The sequence below is a fragment of the Leucobacter sp. gxy201 genome (assembly GCF_051043335.1).
Taxonomy (GTDB): Bacteria; Actinomycetota; Actinomycetes; order Actinomycetales; family Microbacteriaceae; genus Leucobacter.
Genome location: NZ_JAMXWS010000003.1, coordinates 402,862 through 421,527, shown reverse-complemented (window position 1 = coordinate 421,527; position 18,666 = coordinate 402,862). Strand labels below are relative to the sequence as shown.

At 70.5% G+C, this 18,666-nt stretch carries 16 protein-coding genes; 7 read left to right on the top strand and 9 right to left on the bottom strand.

All coding sequences use genetic code 11. From position 1 onward, the window contains the following. Positions 1-2 precede the first annotated feature (2 nt). Both NHL51_RS07050 and NHL51_RS07045 read right to left on the bottom strand, forming a co-directional pair. Positions 3-992 carry a malate dehydrogenase gene (locus NHL51_RS07050; protein WP_434142711.1) on the bottom strand — a complete coding sequence of 330 codons (990 nt, stop codon included), beginning with the start codon at positions 990-992 and terminating at the stop codon, positions 3-5. A gap of 91 nt (positions 993-1,083) precedes the next feature. Then, entirely contained in the window at positions 1,084-1,920 is an 837-nt protein-coding gene (locus tag NHL51_RS07045) for an aldo/keto reductase (protein ID WP_434142710.1), read from the bottom strand. A gap of 43 nt (positions 1,921-1,963) precedes the next feature. On the opposite strand from NHL51_RS07045, the gene hrpA reads away from it, so the two are divergent. Next, positions 1,964-5,911 carry an ATP-dependent RNA helicase HrpA gene (gene hrpA, locus NHL51_RS07040; protein WP_434142709.1) on the top strand — a complete coding sequence of 1,316 codons (3,948 nt, stop codon included), beginning with the start codon at positions 1,964-1,966 and terminating at the stop codon, positions 5,909-5,911. Positions 5,912-5,950: 39 nt separating this feature from the next. Here hrpA and NHL51_RS07035 read toward each other — a convergent pair whose 3' ends face one another. The 3 genes from NHL51_RS07035 to NHL51_RS07025 all read right to left on the bottom strand — a co-directional run bounded on the left by NHL51_RS07035 (position 5,951) and on the right by NHL51_RS07025 (position 8,985). After that, positions 5,951-7,201 (bottom strand): hypothetical protein, encoded by a 1,251-nt coding sequence (locus NHL51_RS07035; protein WP_434142707.1) that lies wholly within the window; start codon positions 7,199-7,201, stop codon positions 5,951-5,953. 14 nt (positions 7,202-7,215) lie between these two features. Continuing rightward, the gene (locus NHL51_RS07030; protein WP_434142706.1) at positions 7,216-7,716 is read right to left on the bottom strand and encodes a general stress protein; all 501 of its coding nucleotides are present in this window, start codon (positions 7,714-7,716) and stop codon (positions 7,216-7,218) included. Positions 7,717-7,782: 66 nt separating this feature from the next. Next, entirely contained in the window at positions 7,783-8,985 is a 1,203-nt protein-coding gene (locus NHL51_RS07025) for a YncE family protein (RefSeq protein ID WP_434142705.1), read from the bottom strand. A 100-nt stretch (positions 8,986-9,085) separates the two neighbouring features. Here NHL51_RS07025 and NHL51_RS07020 point away from each other — a divergent pair, with 100 nt between their 5' ends. The 3 genes from NHL51_RS07020 to NHL51_RS07010 are packed head-to-tail and all read left to right on the top strand — an operon-like array spanning position 9,086 to position 12,103. After that, positions 9,086-10,387: a magnesium transporter MgtE N-terminal domain-containing protein gene (locus tag NHL51_RS07020; RefSeq protein WP_434142704.1), complete on the top strand. Its 1,302-nt coding sequence runs from the start codon at positions 9,086-9,088 to the stop codon at positions 10,385-10,387. Then, on the top strand, positions 10,384-10,968 hold the full coding sequence (locus NHL51_RS07015) for a DUF1003 domain-containing protein (RefSeq protein ID WP_434142703.1): 585 nt from the start codon (positions 10,384-10,386) through the stop codon (positions 10,966-10,968). The genes NHL51_RS07020 and NHL51_RS07015 overlap by 4 nt, the downstream gene beginning before the upstream one ends. Next, positions 10,952-12,103, top strand: coding sequence for an Mrp/NBP35 family ATP-binding protein (locus NHL51_RS07010; RefSeq protein ID WP_434142702.1), 1,152 nt, complete (start codon positions 10,952-10,954; stop codon positions 12,101-12,103). Before NHL51_RS07015 ends, NHL51_RS07010 begins: the two co-directional genes overlap by 17 nt. Positions 12,104-12,132: 29 nt before the next feature. Here the strand turns inward: NHL51_RS07010 and NHL51_RS07005 are convergent, their stop codons facing one another. Beyond that, positions 12,133-12,477, bottom strand: a complete 345-nt coding sequence (locus tag NHL51_RS07005) for a twin-arginine translocase TatA/TatE family subunit (RefSeq protein ID WP_434142701.1) — start codon at positions 12,475-12,477, stop codon at positions 12,133-12,135. 122 nt (positions 12,478-12,599) lie between these two features. On the opposite strand from NHL51_RS07005, the gene NHL51_RS07000 reads away from it, so the two are divergent. After that, positions 12,600-13,238 (top strand): O-methyltransferase, encoded by a 639-nt coding sequence (locus NHL51_RS07000; protein WP_434142699.1) that lies wholly within the window; start codon positions 12,600-12,602, stop codon positions 13,236-13,238. 100 nt (positions 13,239-13,338) lie between these two features. Here NHL51_RS07000 and NHL51_RS06995 read toward each other — a convergent pair whose 3' ends face one another. Continuing rightward, the gene (locus tag NHL51_RS06995; RefSeq protein WP_434142698.1) at positions 13,339-13,509 is read right to left on the bottom strand and encodes a DUF3117 domain-containing protein; all 171 of its coding nucleotides are present in this window, start codon (positions 13,507-13,509) and stop codon (positions 13,339-13,341) included. Between the two features lie 94 nt (positions 13,510-13,603). Then, positions 13,604-14,719: a succinyl-diaminopimelate desuccinylase gene (dapE, locus tag NHL51_RS06990; protein WP_434142697.1), complete on the bottom strand. Its 1,116-nt coding sequence runs from the start codon at positions 14,717-14,719 to the stop codon at positions 13,604-13,606. Between the two features lie 69 nt (positions 14,720-14,788). On the opposite strand from dapE, the gene dapD reads away from it, so the two are divergent. Together dapD and NHL51_RS06980 are read left to right on the top strand one after the other, a co-directional pair. Further along, positions 14,789-15,745: a 2,3,4,5-tetrahydropyridine-2,6-dicarboxylate N-succinyltransferase gene (gene dapD, locus NHL51_RS06985; RefSeq protein ID WP_434142696.1), complete on the top strand. Its 957-nt coding sequence runs from the start codon at positions 14,789-14,791 to the stop codon at positions 15,743-15,745. A gap of 313 nt (positions 15,746-16,058) precedes the next feature. Beyond that, the gene (locus tag NHL51_RS06980; RefSeq protein ID WP_434142695.1) at positions 16,059-17,021 is read left to right on the top strand and encodes a hypothetical protein; all 963 of its coding nucleotides are present in this window, start codon (positions 16,059-16,061) and stop codon (positions 17,019-17,021) included. 145 nt (positions 17,022-17,166) lie between these two features. On the opposite strand, the gene NHL51_RS06975 is transcribed toward NHL51_RS06980, so the two are convergent. Beyond that, complete coding sequence (locus tag NHL51_RS06975; RefSeq protein ID WP_434142694.1) at positions 17,167-18,453, bottom strand: citrate synthase; 1,287 nt, start codon at positions 18,451-18,453, stop codon at positions 17,167-17,169. Positions 18,454-18,666: the final 213 nt, after the last annotated feature.

The following is an 18,666-nucleotide window of genomic DNA, read 5'->3' as shown; positions in this document are numbered from 1 at the left end:
GCTCAGATGAGGCCGAGCTCGCGCACCGCCTCGCGCTCGGCGACGAGCTCGGCCACCGAGGCGTCGATGCGGGCGCGCGAGAAGCCATCGACCGGGAGCCCCTCGACGATGCGCCATTCGCCGCCCTCGGATCGCACCGGGAACGACGAGATGAGCCCCTCGGGCACTCCGTACTCCCCGCGCGAGACGACTGCGGCGCTCGTGCGGCCGCCGGCCTCCCCCGTGCCGCGCACCCAGTCGCGCATGTGCTCGATCGCGGCGTTGGCGGCGGATGCCACCGAGGAGCCGCCGCGCACGTCGATGATCTCGGCGCCCCGCTTCGCGACGCGCTCGATGTAGTCGCCGCGCCCCCACTCCTCGCCCACGGCGACGAGCGCGGGGTCGCCCGCGATGGTGGCGTGGCTGAGGTCGGGGTACTGGGTCGCCGAGTGGTTGCCCCAGATGGTGATGCCGTCGATGTCGGAGACCGCGGCGCCGACCTGCTCGGCGAGCAGCCCCGCCGCGCGGTTGTGGTCGAGCCGCGTGAGTGCGGTGAAGCGCTCCGGCGGCACTGCAGGGGCGTGCTGCTGCGCGATGAGCGCATTCGTGTTCGCGGGATTGCCGACGACGACCACTCGGATGTCGGCGGCGGCGTGCTCGCCGATCGCGCGCCCCTGCGGGCCGAAGATGGCGCCGTTCGCGGCGAGCAGGTCGCCGCGCTCCATACCGGCGGTGCGGGGCCGGGAGCCGATCAGCAGCGCGAGGTTCGTGCCGTCGAATGCGGCGTTCGCGTCATCGCTCAGCTCGACGCCGTCGAGCAGCGGGAAGGCGCAATCGGTGAGCTCCATCGCCGCTCCCTCGGCCGAGCGCATGCCCTGCGGAATCTCGAGCAGGCGCAGGATCACGGGCTGGTCGGCGCCGAGCATGTCGCCCGCTGCGATGCGGAACAGCGCCGCGTAGCCGATCTGGCCTCCGGCGCCCGTGAGTGTGATGGTGATCGGCGGCTTCGTCATCGCGGGGTCTCCTCTGCGGCGGGTGTCGGAATCATCTACGGGTCAACGGGTCCTGACGGATCGCAACGGCTCCGTGCGGGCCCCGCGCACCTCAGCGGTCGTTGAAGGCGCGCGGGTCGGGCCCGAAGTTGCGCTGCTCGTCGAGCGATGCGATCGCGGTCATCTCGGCGTCGCTCAGTTCGAAGTCGAAGATGTCGGCGTTCTCGAACAGGCGCTCGCGGCGCGAGGTCTTCGGGAAGATGATGCGCCCCTGCTGCACGTGCCAGTGCAGCACGACCTGCGCCGGGCTCTTCCCGTGCGCTTCGGCGGCGGCCAGAATCTCGGGGCGTTCGAGCAGGTCAGATTTGCCCTGCGACAGCGGCCCCCAGGCCTCGACGGCGATGCCGTGGTCGCTGCAGAACTGCGAGAGCTCGCGACGCTGGTGCAGCGGGTGCACCTCGATCTGGTTCACCGCGGGCACGACGCCCGTCTCGGCGATCAGCTGCTCGAGGTGCTCGATCTCGAAGTTCGAGACGCCGATCGAGGTCGCGCGGCCCGACGCGGCGATGTCGATGAGAGCGCGCCAGACATCGACGGCCTGGCCGTGCTCGGGCTGCGGCCAGTGGATGAGGTAGAGGTCGACCCGATCGAGTCCGAGGCGCTCGAGGCTCTCCTCGAAGGCCTCGAGCGGGCGCGGCTGGTCGGTGTTCCAGAGCTTGGTCGTCACGAAGATCTCGTCGCGCGGGGTCCCGCTCGCGCGCACGGCGCTGCCGACCTCGGCCTCGTTGCGGTAGAAGCTCGCGGTATCGATGTGGCGGTAGCCCGCCTCGAGCGCGTCGAGCACGGTGCGCTCGGTCTCGCCCTGCGCGACCTTGTACACCCCCAGACCCAGTTGCGGGATCTGCCGACCGTTGTTCAGACTGATGTTCGGAATCGCAAGCGCACTCATGCGGCCAGTCTAGGGCGGCCGAACACGGGATAATAGGGGGGTCATGACGAATCCCGCCACACGAATCGAGTTCCCGGCCGACCTCCCGGTGTCGCAGATGCGGGGCGAGATCTCCGACGCGATCCGCGACCATCAGGTCGTCATCGTCGCCGGCGAGACGGGCTCGGGCAAGACCACGCAGCTGCCCAAGATCGCCCTCGCGCTCGGCCGCGAACGCATCGCGCACACGCAGCCGCGCCGTCTCGCCGCCCGCACCATCGCCGAGCGCATCGCCGATGAGCTGGGCTCCGATCTCGGCGGGCTCGTCGGCTACCAGGTGCGCTTCACCGACAAGGTGTCGGCCGACACGCGCATCCGGCTCATGACCGACGGCATCCTGCTGAACGCGATCCATCGCGATCGCGACCTCTCGGCGTACGACACGATCATCATCGACGAGGCCCACGAGCGATCCCTGAACATCGATTTCCTGCTCGGGTACCTGAAGACGCTGCTGCCTCGCCGCCCCGACCTGAAGGTCATCATCACCTCGGCGACGATCGACCCCGAGTCGTTCGCGCAGCACTTCGCCGACGCGAGGACGCAGCGGCCCGCGCCGGTCATCGAAGTGTCGGGTCGCACCTTCCCGGTCGAGATCAGGTATCGGCCGCTGGTCGAGGAGACCGTCGTGCCCGATAAGAAGGGCGGCCCCGATCGGGTGCGCAGGGCCGAGCGCGACCTCTTCGACGCCATCGGCGATGCGGTGCAGGAGCTCGGCCGCGAGGAGCCCGGCGACGTGCTCGTATTCCTCTCGGGCGAGGCCGAGATCAGGGATGCGGCAGACGCGCTCGGCGGGCGGTTCTCCAGGGATCGCGCCAGACCGCTCGAGATCCTGCCGCTCTACGGCCGGCTCTCGGCCGCCGAGCAGCACCGGGTGTTCGAGCGCTCGTCGATGGCGGGGGCGCGCCGCGTCGTGCTCGCCACGAACGTCGCGGAGACCTCACTCACGGTGCCCGGCATCCGCTACGTCGTCGACGGCGGCACGGCGCGCATCTCGCGCTATTCGGCGCGCAGCAAGGTGCAGCGGCTGCCCATCGAGGCGGTGTCGCAGGCGAGCGCGAACCAGCGTTCGGGCCGTTCGGGGCGCACGAGCCCCGGCATCGCCATCAGGCTCTACGCCGAGGACGACTACGAGAACCGTCCCGAGTTCACCGAGCCCGAGATCCGCCGCACGGGCCTCGCCTCGGTCATCCTGCAGATGCTCGCGCTCGGGCTCGGCGACATCTCCCGCTTCCCGTTCCTCACGCCGCCCGATCAGCGCGGCATCGCCGACGGTCTGGGGCTGCTCGCCGAGCTGGGCGCCGTGCGCATGGAGGGCAAGGGATCGCGTGCGCAGGCGCGCATCACGAAGATCGGCCGCGAGCTGTCGCGCCTGCCCATCGAACCGCGCTTCGCCCGCATGGTCGTCGAGGCCAGGCGCCACGAGGTCGTGCCCGAGGTGCTCGCGATCGTCGCGGGCCTGACCGTGCAGGATGTGCGGGAGCGCCCGCTCGAGAAGCGCGCGCAGGCCGACCAGCTGCACGCGCGCTTCGCCGACCCGCAGGGCGATCTCATGACGCTGCTAAACCTCTGGAACTACCTGCAGAAGCAGCAGCGCGAACTGTCGTCGAGCGCCTTCCGACGGCTCTGCAAGGCCGAGTTCCTGAACTTCCTGCGCGTGCGCGAGTGGATGGATCTCAATCAGCAGATCAGCCGCATCGCGGGGGCGAATCGCTCCCGGCCGGGCACGGCATCGCAGACCGTCGGGGCCGGTGCCGACGGGGATTCGAGCGCGAACAGCGCGTTCGAGCCGATCCACCGGTCCATCCTCGCCGGCCTGCTCTCGCAGCTCGGCGTGCGCGACGACCGGCAGGATCGCAGTGCGCCGGGCCGCGGCCGGGGCGCTCCGGGGGCGGTGAAGCGCAAGCCCGCGCAGGAGTACATCGGCTCCCGCGGCACCCGCTTCGTACTCTTCCCCGGTTCGGTGCTCGCGAAGAAGCCTCCCGAGATCGTGATGAGCGTCGAGCTCGTCGAGACCTCACGGCTCTTCGGCCGCGAGGTGGCCGTCGTCGACCCGGCCTGGGCCGAGGAGCTCGCGGGCCCGCTCGCGAAGCGCAGCTATTCCGAGCCGCACTGGGAGAAGAAGCAGGGCGCGGCCGTCGCCTATGAGCGCGTCACCCTCTTCGGAGTGCCGATCGTCGACCGGCGTCGCGTGCAGCTCGCACGGTTCGACCAGGCGCATGCCCGCGAGCTCTTCATCAGGCACGCCCTCGTCGACGGCGACTGGGAGTCGCCGCAGGCGTTCGACCGGGCCAACCGGCAGCTGCGGCGCGAACTCGAGCAGCTCGAGGAGCGCACGAGACGGCGCGACATCGTCTCCGACGACGAGGCGATCTTCGAGTTCTACGACGCGCGGGTGCCCGCCGACGTCGTGTCGACGCGGAGCTTCGAGGGCTGGTGGAAGGAGAAGCGCCGCACCGCCCCGAACTTCCTGCACCTGCGCCGCGACGACCTCATGGAGGACGAGGCGGAGGCCGTCGACGAGCACGAGTTCCCCCGCCAGTGGAAGCACGGCGACCAGACGCTGCGGCTCAGGTACCGTTTCGACCCGACGGCGGCGGACGACGGCGTGACCGTGAACGTGCCGCTGCCCCTGCTCCCGCGTCTCGACAGCGCCGACTTCGAGAAGCTGGTGCCCGGGCTGCGCCAGGAGCTCGTGACGGCGCTCATCAAGACGCTGCCGAAGGCGATCCGCAAGCACGTGGTGCCCGCCGCCGATTGGGCGAGGCAGTTGCTCGTCGCGGTCGGCCCGAAGGTCGAGCACGACGATGCTTCGCTCCTGCGGCTGCTCGCCGATGAGATCCGTCGACGCACGAGCGTGCCGGTCTCCCCCGACGACTTCGCCCCCGACCGTCTGCCGTCGCACCTGACTCCGACGTTCCGCGTGGTCGACGGCCGCGGGCGCACCATCGGCTCGGGCAAGGATCTGCGGCAGCTGCAGGCAGCCCATAAGGATCGTGCGACGCAGGGCGTCGCGAAGGTCGCGGCGGCCGCGCTGCCGAAGAGCGACCTCGAACGCACGGGTGCGACCGCCTGGGATTTCGGCGATCTGCCGCGCCACGTCGACACCGAGTACGCGAAGGGCCGCGGTGCAGGGGCCGGCGTCGTACGCGCGTACCCGGCGATCGTCGACCGCCGCACCGCCGTCGACCTCGTGCTGGTCGCGGACGAGGCGGAGCAGGCCCGTCTGTCGCGGCGCGGCATCCGCCGACTGCTCGCGCTGAGCTCTCCGTCGCCCGCGAGCTACGTGCGCGAGCATCTGTCGAACCAGGAGAAGCTGCTGCTCGGCGGCGGCCCCTACCGCTCGCTCGACCTCGCGATCGCCGACGTCTCGCTCGCGGTCGCGGACCGCGCGATCCGCCGGCACGCGCCCGATGGTCTCGTGTGGCGGGCCGACGTGTTCTCGGCGATCGCCGACGAGTACGCCAGATCCCTGATCGATGAGATCTACGGGGCGATCGCGCTCACCGCCCGTGTGCTCGACGGCGCGCGGCTCGCCCGCAAGGCGGTCGACCAGGCGAAATCGATCCAGGTACTCGGCCAGGTCGCCGATGCCGCGCAGCAGATCGACGGGCTCGTCTGGGCCGGTTCGGGCGCCGACGGCTTCGTCTCGCGCACCGGGCTCGCGCAGCTCGCGCGCCTCCCGGTCTACCTCGAAGCCGTCCGGCTGCGCATGCAGGGGCTCGTCGAGAACCCCGGCCGCGATCGGGCCCGCCAGAACGAGATCGATCGCGTCGCCGCGCTGTACGCGGAGGCGGGCGGGGCGATCCCGACCCCCATCGATGCCCCCGGGCATCTCGTGCACGCGCGGTGGCTCATCGAGGAGCTGCGGGTGAGCCAGTTCGCCCAGCAGCTGCGCACCGCGGAGCCGGTATCGGTGCAGCGCATCCAGAAGGTGCTGCAGGACCGGTAGCGATGCCCGGCACCGCTCGGGCACGGCTGCCGGGCGGGTTCAGCGCCCCGCGGCCCACTCGGGGTCGACCGCGATCGCGGTGACGTGCAGGTCTCGGCGGGGGAAGTCGATGCCGTCGACCTCGATCTCGATGCGCCGCTCCCCCGTCGCGGCGTCGACGCTGAAGATCTCGAGGCCGTCGAGCCTCGTGAACGACGGCCCCCGGCCGCCGCCGTCGAACTCCTCGTCGGTGGCGACGCCGAACACGCGGCCTTCCACCGCGGCGAGCATTCCCTCGGGCGTGCCCGCCGCGATCTCGTATTCGGATGCGCCGTCGGACTCGAGGAATCCGGCGAGATCGCCCGATACGACCGCGTCAAGCACCGGGATCTCGCCGGTGCCGGAGGAGTGTCCGGTCCCGTCCGGCAGCGCGACCGACCACAGGTTCCACTCCGCGGTCCAGTACAGGCGGCCGTCGTGCACGAACGGGGAGTGCGGCGACTTCTCGATCAGCTCCCCCGGGTACCGCACCGAGAACTCGAGCGGGGCGCCGCCCGAACGGTCCCACACGCGCAGTCTCTCGCGCGGCTCGGGCCCATCGGGGATCGCGCCGAGACCGTAGACGCGATCCGCATCGCAGGCCAGGGCGACGACATCGTCGAACAGACCGAGCCCCGCGAAATCGCTCGTCCGCGGCGTCACCGGTGCGATACCGTTCGCGGTCGCCATCACGATCCCGTCGCCGCAGCTCGCGAGCTCCGGGATCTCGCGCCCGATGTCCGTTCCGGTGAGCGATGCGCCCGGGCCGGCTGCATCGACGAACAGCGCTCGCTGCCCATCGGCCGAACCGGTGAACACTGCGAACCCCGGTCCCGACGCGAGACGTGCGCGATCGTGGACGCCCTCCGTCGGGCCCGGCACGGCGAGCTTCACGAGGCCGTTCTCGCCGATCAGGTACTCGTGCGTCGGGTCGCCGGTGCTGATCCCTGCATCGGACCAAGCGATCTGCGTGCCGATGAATCCCCGCTCGGCGAGCTGCACCGAGCGCGCGGTGCCGGCTTCGTTCACGAGCACCAGATACGACGTGCCCCGCGCCTCGAGCCGCAGTGCGACGACGGCATCCTCGGCCCCGAAGCTCTCGGAGATCGGCGGTGCCTGCAGATATCGCGCGAGGGAGCCGACGCCGAAGAGCGCGCCCAGCGCGAGCACGACGATGAGCACCGCTCCCCAGGCCTTCAGCACACGACGTGCTTCGGTCGAACCGCTCGCCGCCCGGTCGCGCGCGTCGGAACCCCGACGGCTTCGACTCACCGTCAGCTCGCGAACTACTGCTGAGCCGACTCGACCAGCACGCGCCGCGCCTCGTGCAGCAGCTCCGCGTCGACGATGAGGTCGTAGCGCGTGGCGATCATCTGCATCACCGACGAGAAGTCGCGCCGGTTGCGGTTCATGGCGTACGAGAGCACGCCGAACAGCATGCCGAAGCCGGCGCCGATCACGACGGCGGCGGCGAACACGCCGAGGATCGCCTCGTTGTCGGGCTGGAAGATGAAGAGGAGCAGCCCGAGGAACAGGCCGAGGTATGCGCCCGACAGCGCCCCCATGAGGGCGACCCGACCGTAGGTCAACCGGCCGGTCACGCGCTCGACGCTGCGCACATCGTTGCCGACGATGCTGACCTGCCGCACCGGGAAGCCGGAGCGGGCGAGCAGGTCGACGGCGTGCTTCGCATCCTCGTAGCGGTCGTAGGTCGAGATGATCTCCCCCTGGGGGATCTCGGGTACCACAGCGGCTCGCGACGAAGACATGGGGCCTGGAATGCTCATGCTTCTATCTTCTCATCGCTCGCCGGAAGAAGTGCGGTGAACGGACCGATCGGGCGCCGCGGCGTCTCAGGGCTGCCGGAATCCGATGATCGCCTGCGGGTAGCCGGAAACCGGCAGCTCCCGGGTCGCGAGACCGTCGAGGGCGATGACGGTCACCCCGTCCCACCCCAGTTCCCGGGTATTGCCCCCTGCGACGACCGCGAACTCGGCGCCGTCGTCGTTCTGCCAGAACGCGACCGTCTCGTGCGGTACGCGCAGCGGTACGAGACGCTCCTCTCCGCTCACGAGGTCGAGAATCGACAGGTTGGAGTCCCCGCTCGCGTTGCCGAACGATCCGGTGCCGACGGTGAGCAGCCGGGCGTTCGTGCCTCGCTCGGCCGACGCGGGCGCGAGCGCGGCTCCGTGCGAATGGGAGTTCGCGGCGCTCGGGATCGTCGAGGCCGTCCCGGTGACGGGGTCGAGCCGTTCCACGACGAGGCCCTGCACCGGCAGTAGGATCGTGCCGTCTGCATCGACCGCGCCGTAGTGCGGCTTCTCCCACGAGGCGAGCCCGCCGATCGTGCCGAAGGGCGCGATCTCGTGCGTCGTCGGGGCGAGCGTCGCTGCATCGACGACGGTGACGGAGAAGCCGTCGTGGTCGACGGTCGCGGCCCACGCCCCGTCGGGCGCGACGAGCACGTCGAAGGGCCTGGCGCCGACCGGCACCGAGGCCGTGAATCCGCCGTTCGCCGTCTCGAACACCTCGAGCAGCGATTCGCCCGGCTCGGTCATCACCGCGACGTAGACGCGCGACCCGTCGGGTGCGACCGCGAGGCCAAAGCCGCCGGCGCGGTACTCCCCCGACGAAATCCGGCTCGCGGGGTGCAGGTACGGCACGAGCGCGGTCCGCTCGCCCGCGACGAGGTCGACGACCGCGAGCCCTTCGGCGGTGGCGGCGTACCCGGTGCGCCCGTCGGGCGACACGCCGACGCCCCAGGGCGCCGCCCCGACCGGGATGGTCGTCACGGCATCGGCATCGGGCCGAGACGGGTCGATCACGGCGACCGCGTCGCCGTGCATCAGCGATGCGAGCAGCAGCTCGGGCCCTGCAACCGCGTCATCGACCGGCTCGGAGGCCACCGTCGGCGCCGGCGCGCGCGTGGCGGGCGCAGGCGCTCGCGGCGACGATGCCGGCTCGGCAGCGCACCCGGCGAGCAGCGAGATCATGCCGATGAGCGCGGCCGCGCCGAGCATCCGGCGGCGAGTGAGAGGAACGATCCTGTCGAGCATGCGCTCAGTCTCCCGCAGCGGGTGGCGTCTCCGCCTCAACCGTTCGATGGATTTCGCCGACGCTCGGCCCGCGAGGCGGGTCACGCGGTAGCGTAGAGCTGTGAGTACATCGAGGGTCTTCGTAGGTCGTCTGGCCGGGCGCAGCGTCTTCGACCCGGTCGGCGATCGGATCGGCAAGGTGCGCGACGTGCTGGTCGTCTACCGTGCGGCGGGCGCCCCCCGCGTGGTCGGCCTCATCGTCGAGATCCCGGGCAAGCGCCGCGTCTTCGTGCCGATCAGCCGGGTGACATCGATCGGTGCGGGCCAGGTCATCGCCACCGGCCTCATCAACGTGCGCCGCTTCGAGCAGCGCGGCGGCGAGACCCGCATGATCGCAGAGCTCATCGGCCGCCACGTGCTCCTGCCCCCGGCGCAGCCCGGCGGCGACCCGGTCGGGGCGACGATCGAGGACGCGGCGATCGAACGGGCGCGCACCGGCGAGTGGCACGTCTCCGAGCTCTTCGTCAGACTACCGCGGCCGTCGGCCCCGTTCGCGCGGGCAGAATCGCGGATCGTGCGCTGGTCGGAGGTGCGCCTGCCGAGCCTGAAGCCCGGCGTGCAGTCGGCCGAGCTGCTCCTGCAGACGCTCGTCGATCTGAAACCCGCCGACCTCGCGGAGGCGCTGCTCGAACTGCCGCAGCCGCGCATGCTCGAAGTCATCGCCGAGCTGCCCGACTCCCGCGTGGCCGACGCGGTCGAGGAGATGAGCGAGCCCGACCAGCTCGCGCTGCTCGCGCTGCTTCCTTCCGATCGCACGGCGGATGTGCTCGACCAGATGGAGCCCGATGACGCGGCCGACCTGATCTCCGCGCTGCCCGCCGCGCGCGGCGAGGAACTGCTCGACCTCATGGAGGATGAGGAGGAGCAGGCGGTGCGCCGCCTGCTCGAGTACGACGCCGATACGGCGGGCGGCCTCATGAGCCCGTCGCCGATCGTGCTCTCGGGCGAATCCACGGTCGCCGAGGGGCTCGCGATGATCCGCCGCGCCGAGATCCCTCCCGCCATGGCTTCGGCGGTCTACGTCACGCACCCGCCGTTCGAGACGCCGACCGGCGAGTATCTGGGCATGGCGCACTTCCAGCGCATGCTCCGCTTCCCCCCGCACGAGCGGCTCTCGTCGCTCGTCGACGAGGAGCTCGAGCCGGTGCCGGTCGACGCGAGCGCTGCCGAGGTATCGCGCCGCCTCGCGAGCTACGACATGGTCGCGATGCCGGTCGTCGACGATCAGAACCGCCTCGTCGGCGTCGTCACCGTCGACGATGTGCTCGACCATCTGCTGCCCGACGACTGGCGGCACGCCGACGACGATGCCGAGACCGAGCCCGCCGGCCGCGCCGCGCGCAGCGCAGGGGCCGCATCATGAGGCTGTTCGGGCGCGACCCCGGTCTCGATGCGCCGCTCGCCGCGGGCTCGCGCGCCGCGAAGACCCCGCGCGGCATCGGCAACGAGCGGTTCGGGCGATGGACGGAGGGCATCGCCCGCGGCATGGGCACCCCCTGGTTCCTGCTGATGCTCACCATCTTCTGCATCGCCTGGCTCGCATGGAACACGTACGGCCTCGAGGAGTGGCGCTTCGACTCCGCGGCCCTCGGCTTCACGGCGCTCACGCTGATCCTCTCGCTGCAGGCCTCGTACGCGGCTCCGATGATCCTGCTCGCGCAGAATCGGCAGGACGACCGCGACCGCGTGCAGATCGAGCAGGATCGGCAGCGCGCCGAGCGCAATCTCGCCGACACGGAGTATCTCGCGCGCGAGGTGGTCGCGCTCCGAATCGCGATGAAGGATCTGCCCGATCGCGACTTCGTGCGCTCCGAGCTGCGCGCGCTGCTCGCCGAGCTCCAGGAGGATCAGGAGGAGATCGCAGCCGGTGCGGACGCGACCGAGGCGGCCCCGTCAGCGGCGGCCCCGTCCGAGGAAGAGGCGGGGCGTGCCGAAGCCGATTGAGGATGCGGTCTGGGCGGCGCTGTCGCGAGTGCAGGATCCGGAGCTGCTGCTCCCCATCACCGATCTCGGCATGGTGCGCTCGGTCGCGGTCGACGATGCCGGCCGCGCCGATGTGTCGATCCTCCTGACCATCGCCGGCTGCCCGGCTGCGCGGCGCATCGAATCCGACGTGCACGAGGCGACCGCCGGCGCATCGGGGGTGGTCGAGGCCCGGGTCGAGGTCGGCGTGATGACCCCGACCGAGCGCAAGGCGTTCACGGAGCGGGTGCGCGGTGGGCGCGGTGCACGACCGCAGCAGTTCGGCCCCGACTCGCTCACGCGCGTCATCGCGATCACGAGCGGCAAGGGCGGCGTCGGCAAGTCATCGCTCACCGCCGGGCTCGCGGTCGCCCTCGCGGCGCGCGGGCTCTCGGTCGGTCTCGTCGACGCGGACGTCTTCGGCTTCTCCATCCCGGGGCTGCTCGGGCTCAGCCGCGATGGCATCACCGAGCAGCCGAGCCGCGTCGACGACATGATGCTGCCGCCCGTCGCCTACGGCGTGAAGGTCATCTCGATCGGCATGTTCCTGGGCGACGCCGACCCGCGCACGACCGCCGTCTCGTGGCGCGGCCCCATGCTGCACCGCACGATCGAGCAGTTCCTGCGCGACGTGTGGTTCGGCGAGCTCGACGTGCTGCTGCTCGATCTTCCGCCCGGCACGGGCGACATCGCGATCACCATCGGGCAGCTGCTGCCGCAGGCCGAAGTGCTCGTCGTCACCACACCGCAGGAGGCCGCCGCCGACGTCGCCGTGCGCAGTGCGCTCGTCGCCCGGCAGACCGGGCAGAAGGTCGTCGGCGTCGTCGAGAACATGGCCGGCATGCCGCAGCCCGACGGCAGCGTGATCGACGTCTTCGGGTCGGGCGGCGGCGCGCTCGTGGCCGACCGTCTGAGCGACACGGAGCACGGCGAAGTCCCGCTCCTCGGCAGCGTACCGCTGTCGCCGGCGTTCCGGGAGGGCGGCGACGCGGGCGAACCGGCGGTGCTCGCGCATCCGGAGGATCCGGCCGCGGCCGAGGTGCTGCGCATCGCCGACCGCATCGCCGTGCAGGGCCGCGGGCTCGCGGGGAAGCCGCTTGGCATCAGCCCGCGCTGAGCGGACAGGGCTTCAACGGTCGCCCGGCCCTACGTCGCCTCGTCGTCAAAGTGGAACTCGCCCGTGTCGGGCTTCTGCGGAAGCTGGGGCGCCGCCGCGGCCGGCGTCCGCGACGCCTGCTGCTCGTCCTCGAGCAGCGCGTCGCGGATGATGCGCCGCGGGTCGTACTGGCGCGGGTCGAGCTGCTTCCAATCGACCTCGTCGAACTCGGGGCCCATCTCATCGCGCAGACGATCCTTCGCACCGTTCGCCATCTGCTTCACGGTCTTCACGAAGTCGCTGAACTTCTTCGCGTAGGCGGGCAGGCGCTCCGGACCGATGACGAAGACGGCGATCACGAGGATCACCAGCATCTTTTCCATATTGAGGCCCATCCCGTTCAGTCTACCGATCCGGAATCCGAAGATTCGCTCGGGTGCGAGCGTGTGCGGCCGCGATCGGCACGCCGAAGCCCTACGCTAGGGGGGGTCGGCACCGACGACCCCCGGAGGAGAACGTGAGCAAGCTCGAACGCAATTGGCAGTACGCCGAGCAGTACCCGGGCGAGACCGAAGCGCTCGTGCGCGCACGGCGGCTCGCGCTCGAGCTCGGCATCGAACCGGTGAGCCGTTCGACGGCCGCCCACCTCTCGGGCATCGTCGCGCAGAGCGGCGCCCAGGGGATCTGCGAGATCGGCACCGGCGTCGGCGTCAGCGGCCTCTCGCTGCTGCGCTACGCCCCCGAGGCGACGCTCACCTCCATCGAGATCGAGCCCGAGCATCTGCGCGAGGCGCGGACGGTGTTCGCGGGGGCGGGCATCGCGTCATCGCGGCTGCGCCTCATCGAGGGCGACGCCCGCCACGTCATGCCGCGCCTGAACACGTCGGCCTACGATGTCGTGCTGCTCGACGCCGACCCGAACGATCTGCTCGAGCATTTCGAGCACGCCCTCGGCATCGTGCGCCCCGGCGGCAGCATCGTCGTTCCCGGCGCATTCGTGCACGGTCGCGTACCCGATCCCGCCGCGCGCGACACCGCCGCCCAGAACATGCGCGACCTGCTCGCGCTCGTCTCCGACTCCTCCGCGATCGCTCCGATCCTCTCACCCGCGGGCGACGGCATCCTCACCCTCGTGCGTCTCCCTGACCAGGAGTAGCACGGCGCTGCCGGTCATCGGCACCGGGTACGACGAAGGCCTGGCGATCCCTGAGGGAATCGCCAGGCCTTCGTGTTCGGCGTCGATGCCGCAGTGTCGATCAGGCGTCGAGCACGCCGGCCAGGACGTCGCGGAGCTCAGCCGCCTCCTGGTCGGTCACCGAGACAACGATGCGTCCGCCGCCTTCGACGGGCACGTACACTACGATCGCCCGGCTTTCGCGCACCGCCTCCATGGGTCCGTCCCCAGTTCTCGGTTTCATTGCAGCCATGGCGCCTCCTCAGCAGATTTGGTGATACCGCGTCTATTATCCCGCGATTCGAGCCAATCGAGTAATTCGCGGCGTGGTGCTGCGACATGCGGCTTCACATTGCGGTGAGCCAGTCGCGCAAGGCCCGTTCGGTGTCGACGATCTGCGCCACGGGCACCCGTTCGTCGTCGGCATGGGCGAGCAGCGGGTCGCCGGGGCCGAAGTTGACCGCGGGCATGCCGAGCGCCGAGAAGCGCGACACGTCGGTCCATCCGAGTTTCGCGGTGGGCGTACCGCCGACCGCTGCGACGAATGCGCGGGCGATCGGCGAATCGAGGCCGGGCCGCGCCCCGGGGGCCGCGTCGACGACGCGCACCTCATCGGCGTCGGCGAAGAACGCCTCGACGAACGCGGTGGCATCCGCGATGGTCTTGCTCGGTGCGAAGCGGTAATTCACCTCGAAGACGCACTCGTCGGGGATGACGTTGCCGGCGACTCCGCCCTCGATCTTCACGGCGTTCAGCCCCTCGCGGTACGCGAGACCGTCGACCTCGACCGTCTCGGCCTCGTACGCGTCGAGCTTCTCGAGCAGTGCGCCCGCGCGATGGATCGCATTCACGCCCATCCAGCCGCGCGCCGAATGCGCCCGACGACCGCGCAGCACGACCCGCGCGCGCAGCGTGCCGTTGCAGCCGCCCTCGATCGTGCCGTTCGACGGCTCGCCGAGAATGGCGAAGTCGGCCCCGAACAGCTCGGGGCTGTTGCGCACGGCTCTGCCCAGCCCGCTGAGATCGGCCGAGACCTCCTCGTGGTCGTACCAGACCCACGTGATGTCGATGCCCGGCTCGGCGAGCTCCACGGCGAGCGCGAGCTGCACCGCGACTCCCGCCTTCATGTCGACCGTGCCGCGGCCCCACAGCATCGCCTCCCCCGACTCCGACTCGGTCGTATCGCGCACCGGCAGGTTGCCGTTGATCGGCACCGTGTCGAGATGGCCCGCGATCACCGCCCGCCGGTCGCGGCCGAGCTCCGTGCGCGCGACGAGCGTGTCGCCGTCACGCACGACCGCGAGGTGCGGCGCCCGCTCGAGCAGCAGGGCCTCGATCGCGTCGGCGACCGCCGCTTCATCCCCCGAGACCGAGGGGATGTCGCACAGCTGCCGGGTCAGCCCGACCGCACCGTCCCCGAGGTCGAGGCGGATCGGGAGCGACGGGCGTTCTGCGTGGTTCACGTCTGCAACGATACGGGATCGCGCGCCGCCGCCGCCGGTCGATGCGCGCTCGGGCGGTACCCTAGAAGCATGACCGACTCCCGCTTCGCCTGGGCTGCAGGCCTCGCAACGATCGCGACCGACGGATCCGTGCTCGACGCCTGGTTCCCCGAACCCGCACTCGGCGGCCTCCCCGCCGCCATCGATCGCTGGGTGGCACCCGCCGAGCTCGAAGCGCTGGCGGGTCGCGACGAACTCCGCGATGTCGAGCTGCAGCCGATCACGATCCAGATCGACCTCGATGCGGCCCCCGAGAGCGCCGACGACGCCTATCTGCGTCTGCACCTGCTCTCGCACTGCCTCGTGCAGCCGAACACGATCAACCTCGACGGCATCTTCGGTCGGCTCCCGAACGTCGTGTGGACGAGCGCCGGCCCGATGCTGCCCGAGGTGTACGCCGCCCGCCTGCCGCTCCTGCGCCGCGCGGGCCTGACGGCGAACGGCATCGACAAGTTCCCCAGGCTCACCGACTACGTCGTCCCGGCCGGCGTGCGCATCGCCGATGCCTCGCGCATCCGCCTCGGCGCTCACCTCGCCCCGGGCACGACCGTCATGCACGAGGGCTTCGTGAACTTCAACGCGGGCACGCTCGGCGCTTCGATGATCGAGGGCCGCATCTCGCAGGGCGTCGTCGTGGGCGACGGCTCCGATATCGGCGGCGGCGCATCGGTCATGGGCACCCTCTCGGGCGGCGGCACGCAGCGCGTCACGATCGGCGCACGCGCCCTGCTCGGCGCGAACTCGGGCATCGGCATCTCGATCGGCGACGACAGCGTCGTCGAGGCCGGCCTGTACGTGACCGCCGGCACCAAGGTGCTGCTGCCGAAGGGCACTGCGGCGTCGGGCGGCGAGCCCGTCGAAGTGAAGGCGGTCGAGCTCTCGGGCCTGCCGAAGCTGCTGTTCCGCCGCAACTCGCGCACGGGCGCCGTCGAGGCGTTGCCGCGCGACGGTGCAGGGATCACCCTCACCGCAGCCCTCCACGCGTAGGCGCTCTCCGCAGCCCGCCGCGCGTAGGCGCTCTCCGCAGCCCGCCGAACGCCCGGCGATCCCTGGCCTGCCTCGACAAAGGGTCGCGATCTGGGGTGCCCCCGTCGGCCGGACCCCAATTCGCGACCCTTTACCGTGGGGCGCACGCCGCTGAGAGATCGAGCCGGCGCGCACTTCGACCGGAGGGCCGGTCGCCGAGCATCTTCCTCCACAGCCCCATCGTCGAGCTCTTCGTCACGGGTTCGAGCGGTTCTTGGCGTCCTACCTGTGGAGAACTCCGACGGACTTCCGCGATCTCGTGCACCGTAGAGTCATGTCGCAGTCGCCCGCCCTCGCATCGCTCGGAACCGCCTTCTCGGTGGCGGAGGCGCGAGCCGCCGGCCTGAGCTACGAATCGTTGCGCAGTCGACGCTTCGAGGCACCGTTCCATGCGACCCGCATCGTGAGGCCTCCGGCCGCCGCCGAGCCGATGCACCCGTTCGAACTGCAGCGTCGCCGCACGGTGCAGCTCATCCATGCGCTCGCCCGGCGTCTCCTCCCCGGGCAGTTCATGAGCCACAGCAGCGCGGCGCTCCTCTGGGGCGCGCCGATTCCTCATCGGCTCGGGCAGGTGCTCCATCTGAGCGCGCTCTCCCCCGCGCGTGCGCCCAGAGTCGCCGGCACCGTCGGCCACCGCATCCACCCGGGCCGCTGCGAGGTCGACCGCATCGACGGGGTCCCGCTCAGCGCACCGGCGACGACGTGGGCGATGCTCGGCGGTCTCGGTGCGAGCGTCTCCGACCTCGTGGTCGCCGGCGATTACTTCGCACGACGATACCGCGCCGGGCACGGCCGTCGGGAGGTCGGCCGACCGCCGCACGCGTCGCTCGACGAGCTGAGAGCCGTGCTCGAACTCGGCCGATGGAGCGGAATCTCCCGTCTGGCACGGGCCCTCGAACTGGTGCGCGAAGATTCGTGGTCGCCGCAGGAGAGCCTGCTCCGTCTGAACCTCCGTGAGGCCGGGCTCCCGGAGCCCGAGCTCAATGTCGACGTGCACGATGACGGCGGTCGCTTCCTCGCCTGTCTGGATCTCGCCTACCGGAGTTTGAAGGTCGGGGCCGAATACCACGGCCTCATGCACGCCGCCACCTACGCCCAGGACGTCATGCGCGTGGAGGCGCTGCGCGACGACGGGTGGATCATCATCGAAGTGACGAAGGCGGGAGGCTCCGAATCGACGCACACGGCGCGACGCATCGAGAGAGCGCTCAGGAGCCGGGGTTGGGCCCCGTCGTGATCGAGGCCGCGGCCTACTCAGAAAACGAACAAAGGGTCGCGAATTGGGCGATCGAGCACGGCTCGACCCCAATTCGCGACCCTTTGTCGCGGGGCGGGGCGGGGCCGGGCGGGGCGCGACGGCACGCCCCGCCGGCGCGAACGGCCTAGATGTGGCGCTCGGGCGAGCCGATGTAGAGCTGCTGCGGGCGGCCGATCTTCGTGAAGCGGTCCGAGTGCGCCTCGCGCCACTGCGCGATCCAGCCCGGCAGCCGGCCGATCGCGAACAGCACGGTGAACATGCGGGTCGGGAAGCCCATCGCCTTGTAGATCACGCCGGTGTAGAAGTCGACGTTCGGGTAGAGCTTGCGCTCCTTGAAGTAGTCGTCTTCGAGGGCGATCTGCTCGAGCTCCTGCGCGAGGCCGAGCAGCGGGTCGTTGATGCCGAGCTCGGCGAGGATCTTATCGGCGCTCTGCTTCACGATGCGCGCACGCGGGTCGTAGTTCTTGTAGACGCGGTGGCCGAAGCCCATGAGCTTCACGCCGTCCTCCTTGCGCTTGACCTTCTCGACGAAGGTCTCGACGCTCTGGCCCGAGTCGCGGATCTGCGCGAGCATGCTGAGCACGGCCTCGTTCGCACCGCCGTGCAGCGGGCCCGAGAGCGCGTTGATGCCGGCAGAGATCGACGAGAACATGTTCGCCCCGGTCGAGCCGACGAGGCGCACGGTCGAGGTCGATGCGTTCTGCTCGTGGTCGGCGTGCAGGATGAGGAGCTTGTCGAGCGCCTCGACGAGCACCGGGTTCATCTCGTAGGTCTCGGCCTTGTTGCCGAAGTTGAGACGCAGGAAGTTCTCGACGAAGCTCAGCTCGTTCTTCGGGTACAGGAAGGCCTGTCCGATCGACTTCTTGTGCGCGTACGCGGCGAGCACGGGCAGCTTCGCGAGCAGACGGATGGTGTTGACCTCGACGAACTCGGGGCGCGCGGTGTCGAGCGAGCTCTCGTAGTAGGTCGACATGGTCTGCAGGCCGCCCGAAAGCATCGCCATCGGGTGCGCGGTGTGGGGCACGGCCTCGAAGTAGTACCGCATGTCCTCGTGGAGCAGCGTGTGGCGACGGATCTCGCCGTCGAAGGCCGCGAGCTGATCCGCGGTCGGGCGCTCGCCGTAGATGAGCAGGTAGGCGACTTCGAGGAAGCTCGAACCGGCCGCAAGCTCTTCGATCGGGTAGCCGCGGTAGCGCAGGATGCCCTGGTCGCCGTCGATGTAGGTGATCTCGGAGCGCGTCGACGCCGTGTTCACGAAACCGTAGTCGAGCGCCGTGTAGCCGCTCTGCTTGGTCAGCGTGCTGATGTCGATCGATGACCGACCGTCCACCGACTCCAAGATCGGGAACTCGGCGGCGCCGCCCGGGTAGGTCAGCTTCGCCGTGCTCGGTGCCTGAGTCGAATCGGTCACGTCGTCTCCTCGTGAGTTCGCTTACTGGCAGACGTCTCGGTAAACACTGCCCGTCTTCCACCCTATCGGCTCGTTCGAGCACAGGTGAATCACGGCGGATATGCCGCGTATCATCTCCAGATTATCTCGATGTCGAGCAAAATGCGATTCGTGCGACGGTCGCAGGGCAGGCGATCGGGCCCCTCGATCCGCCGCGACGGGCGAGGGATCGGG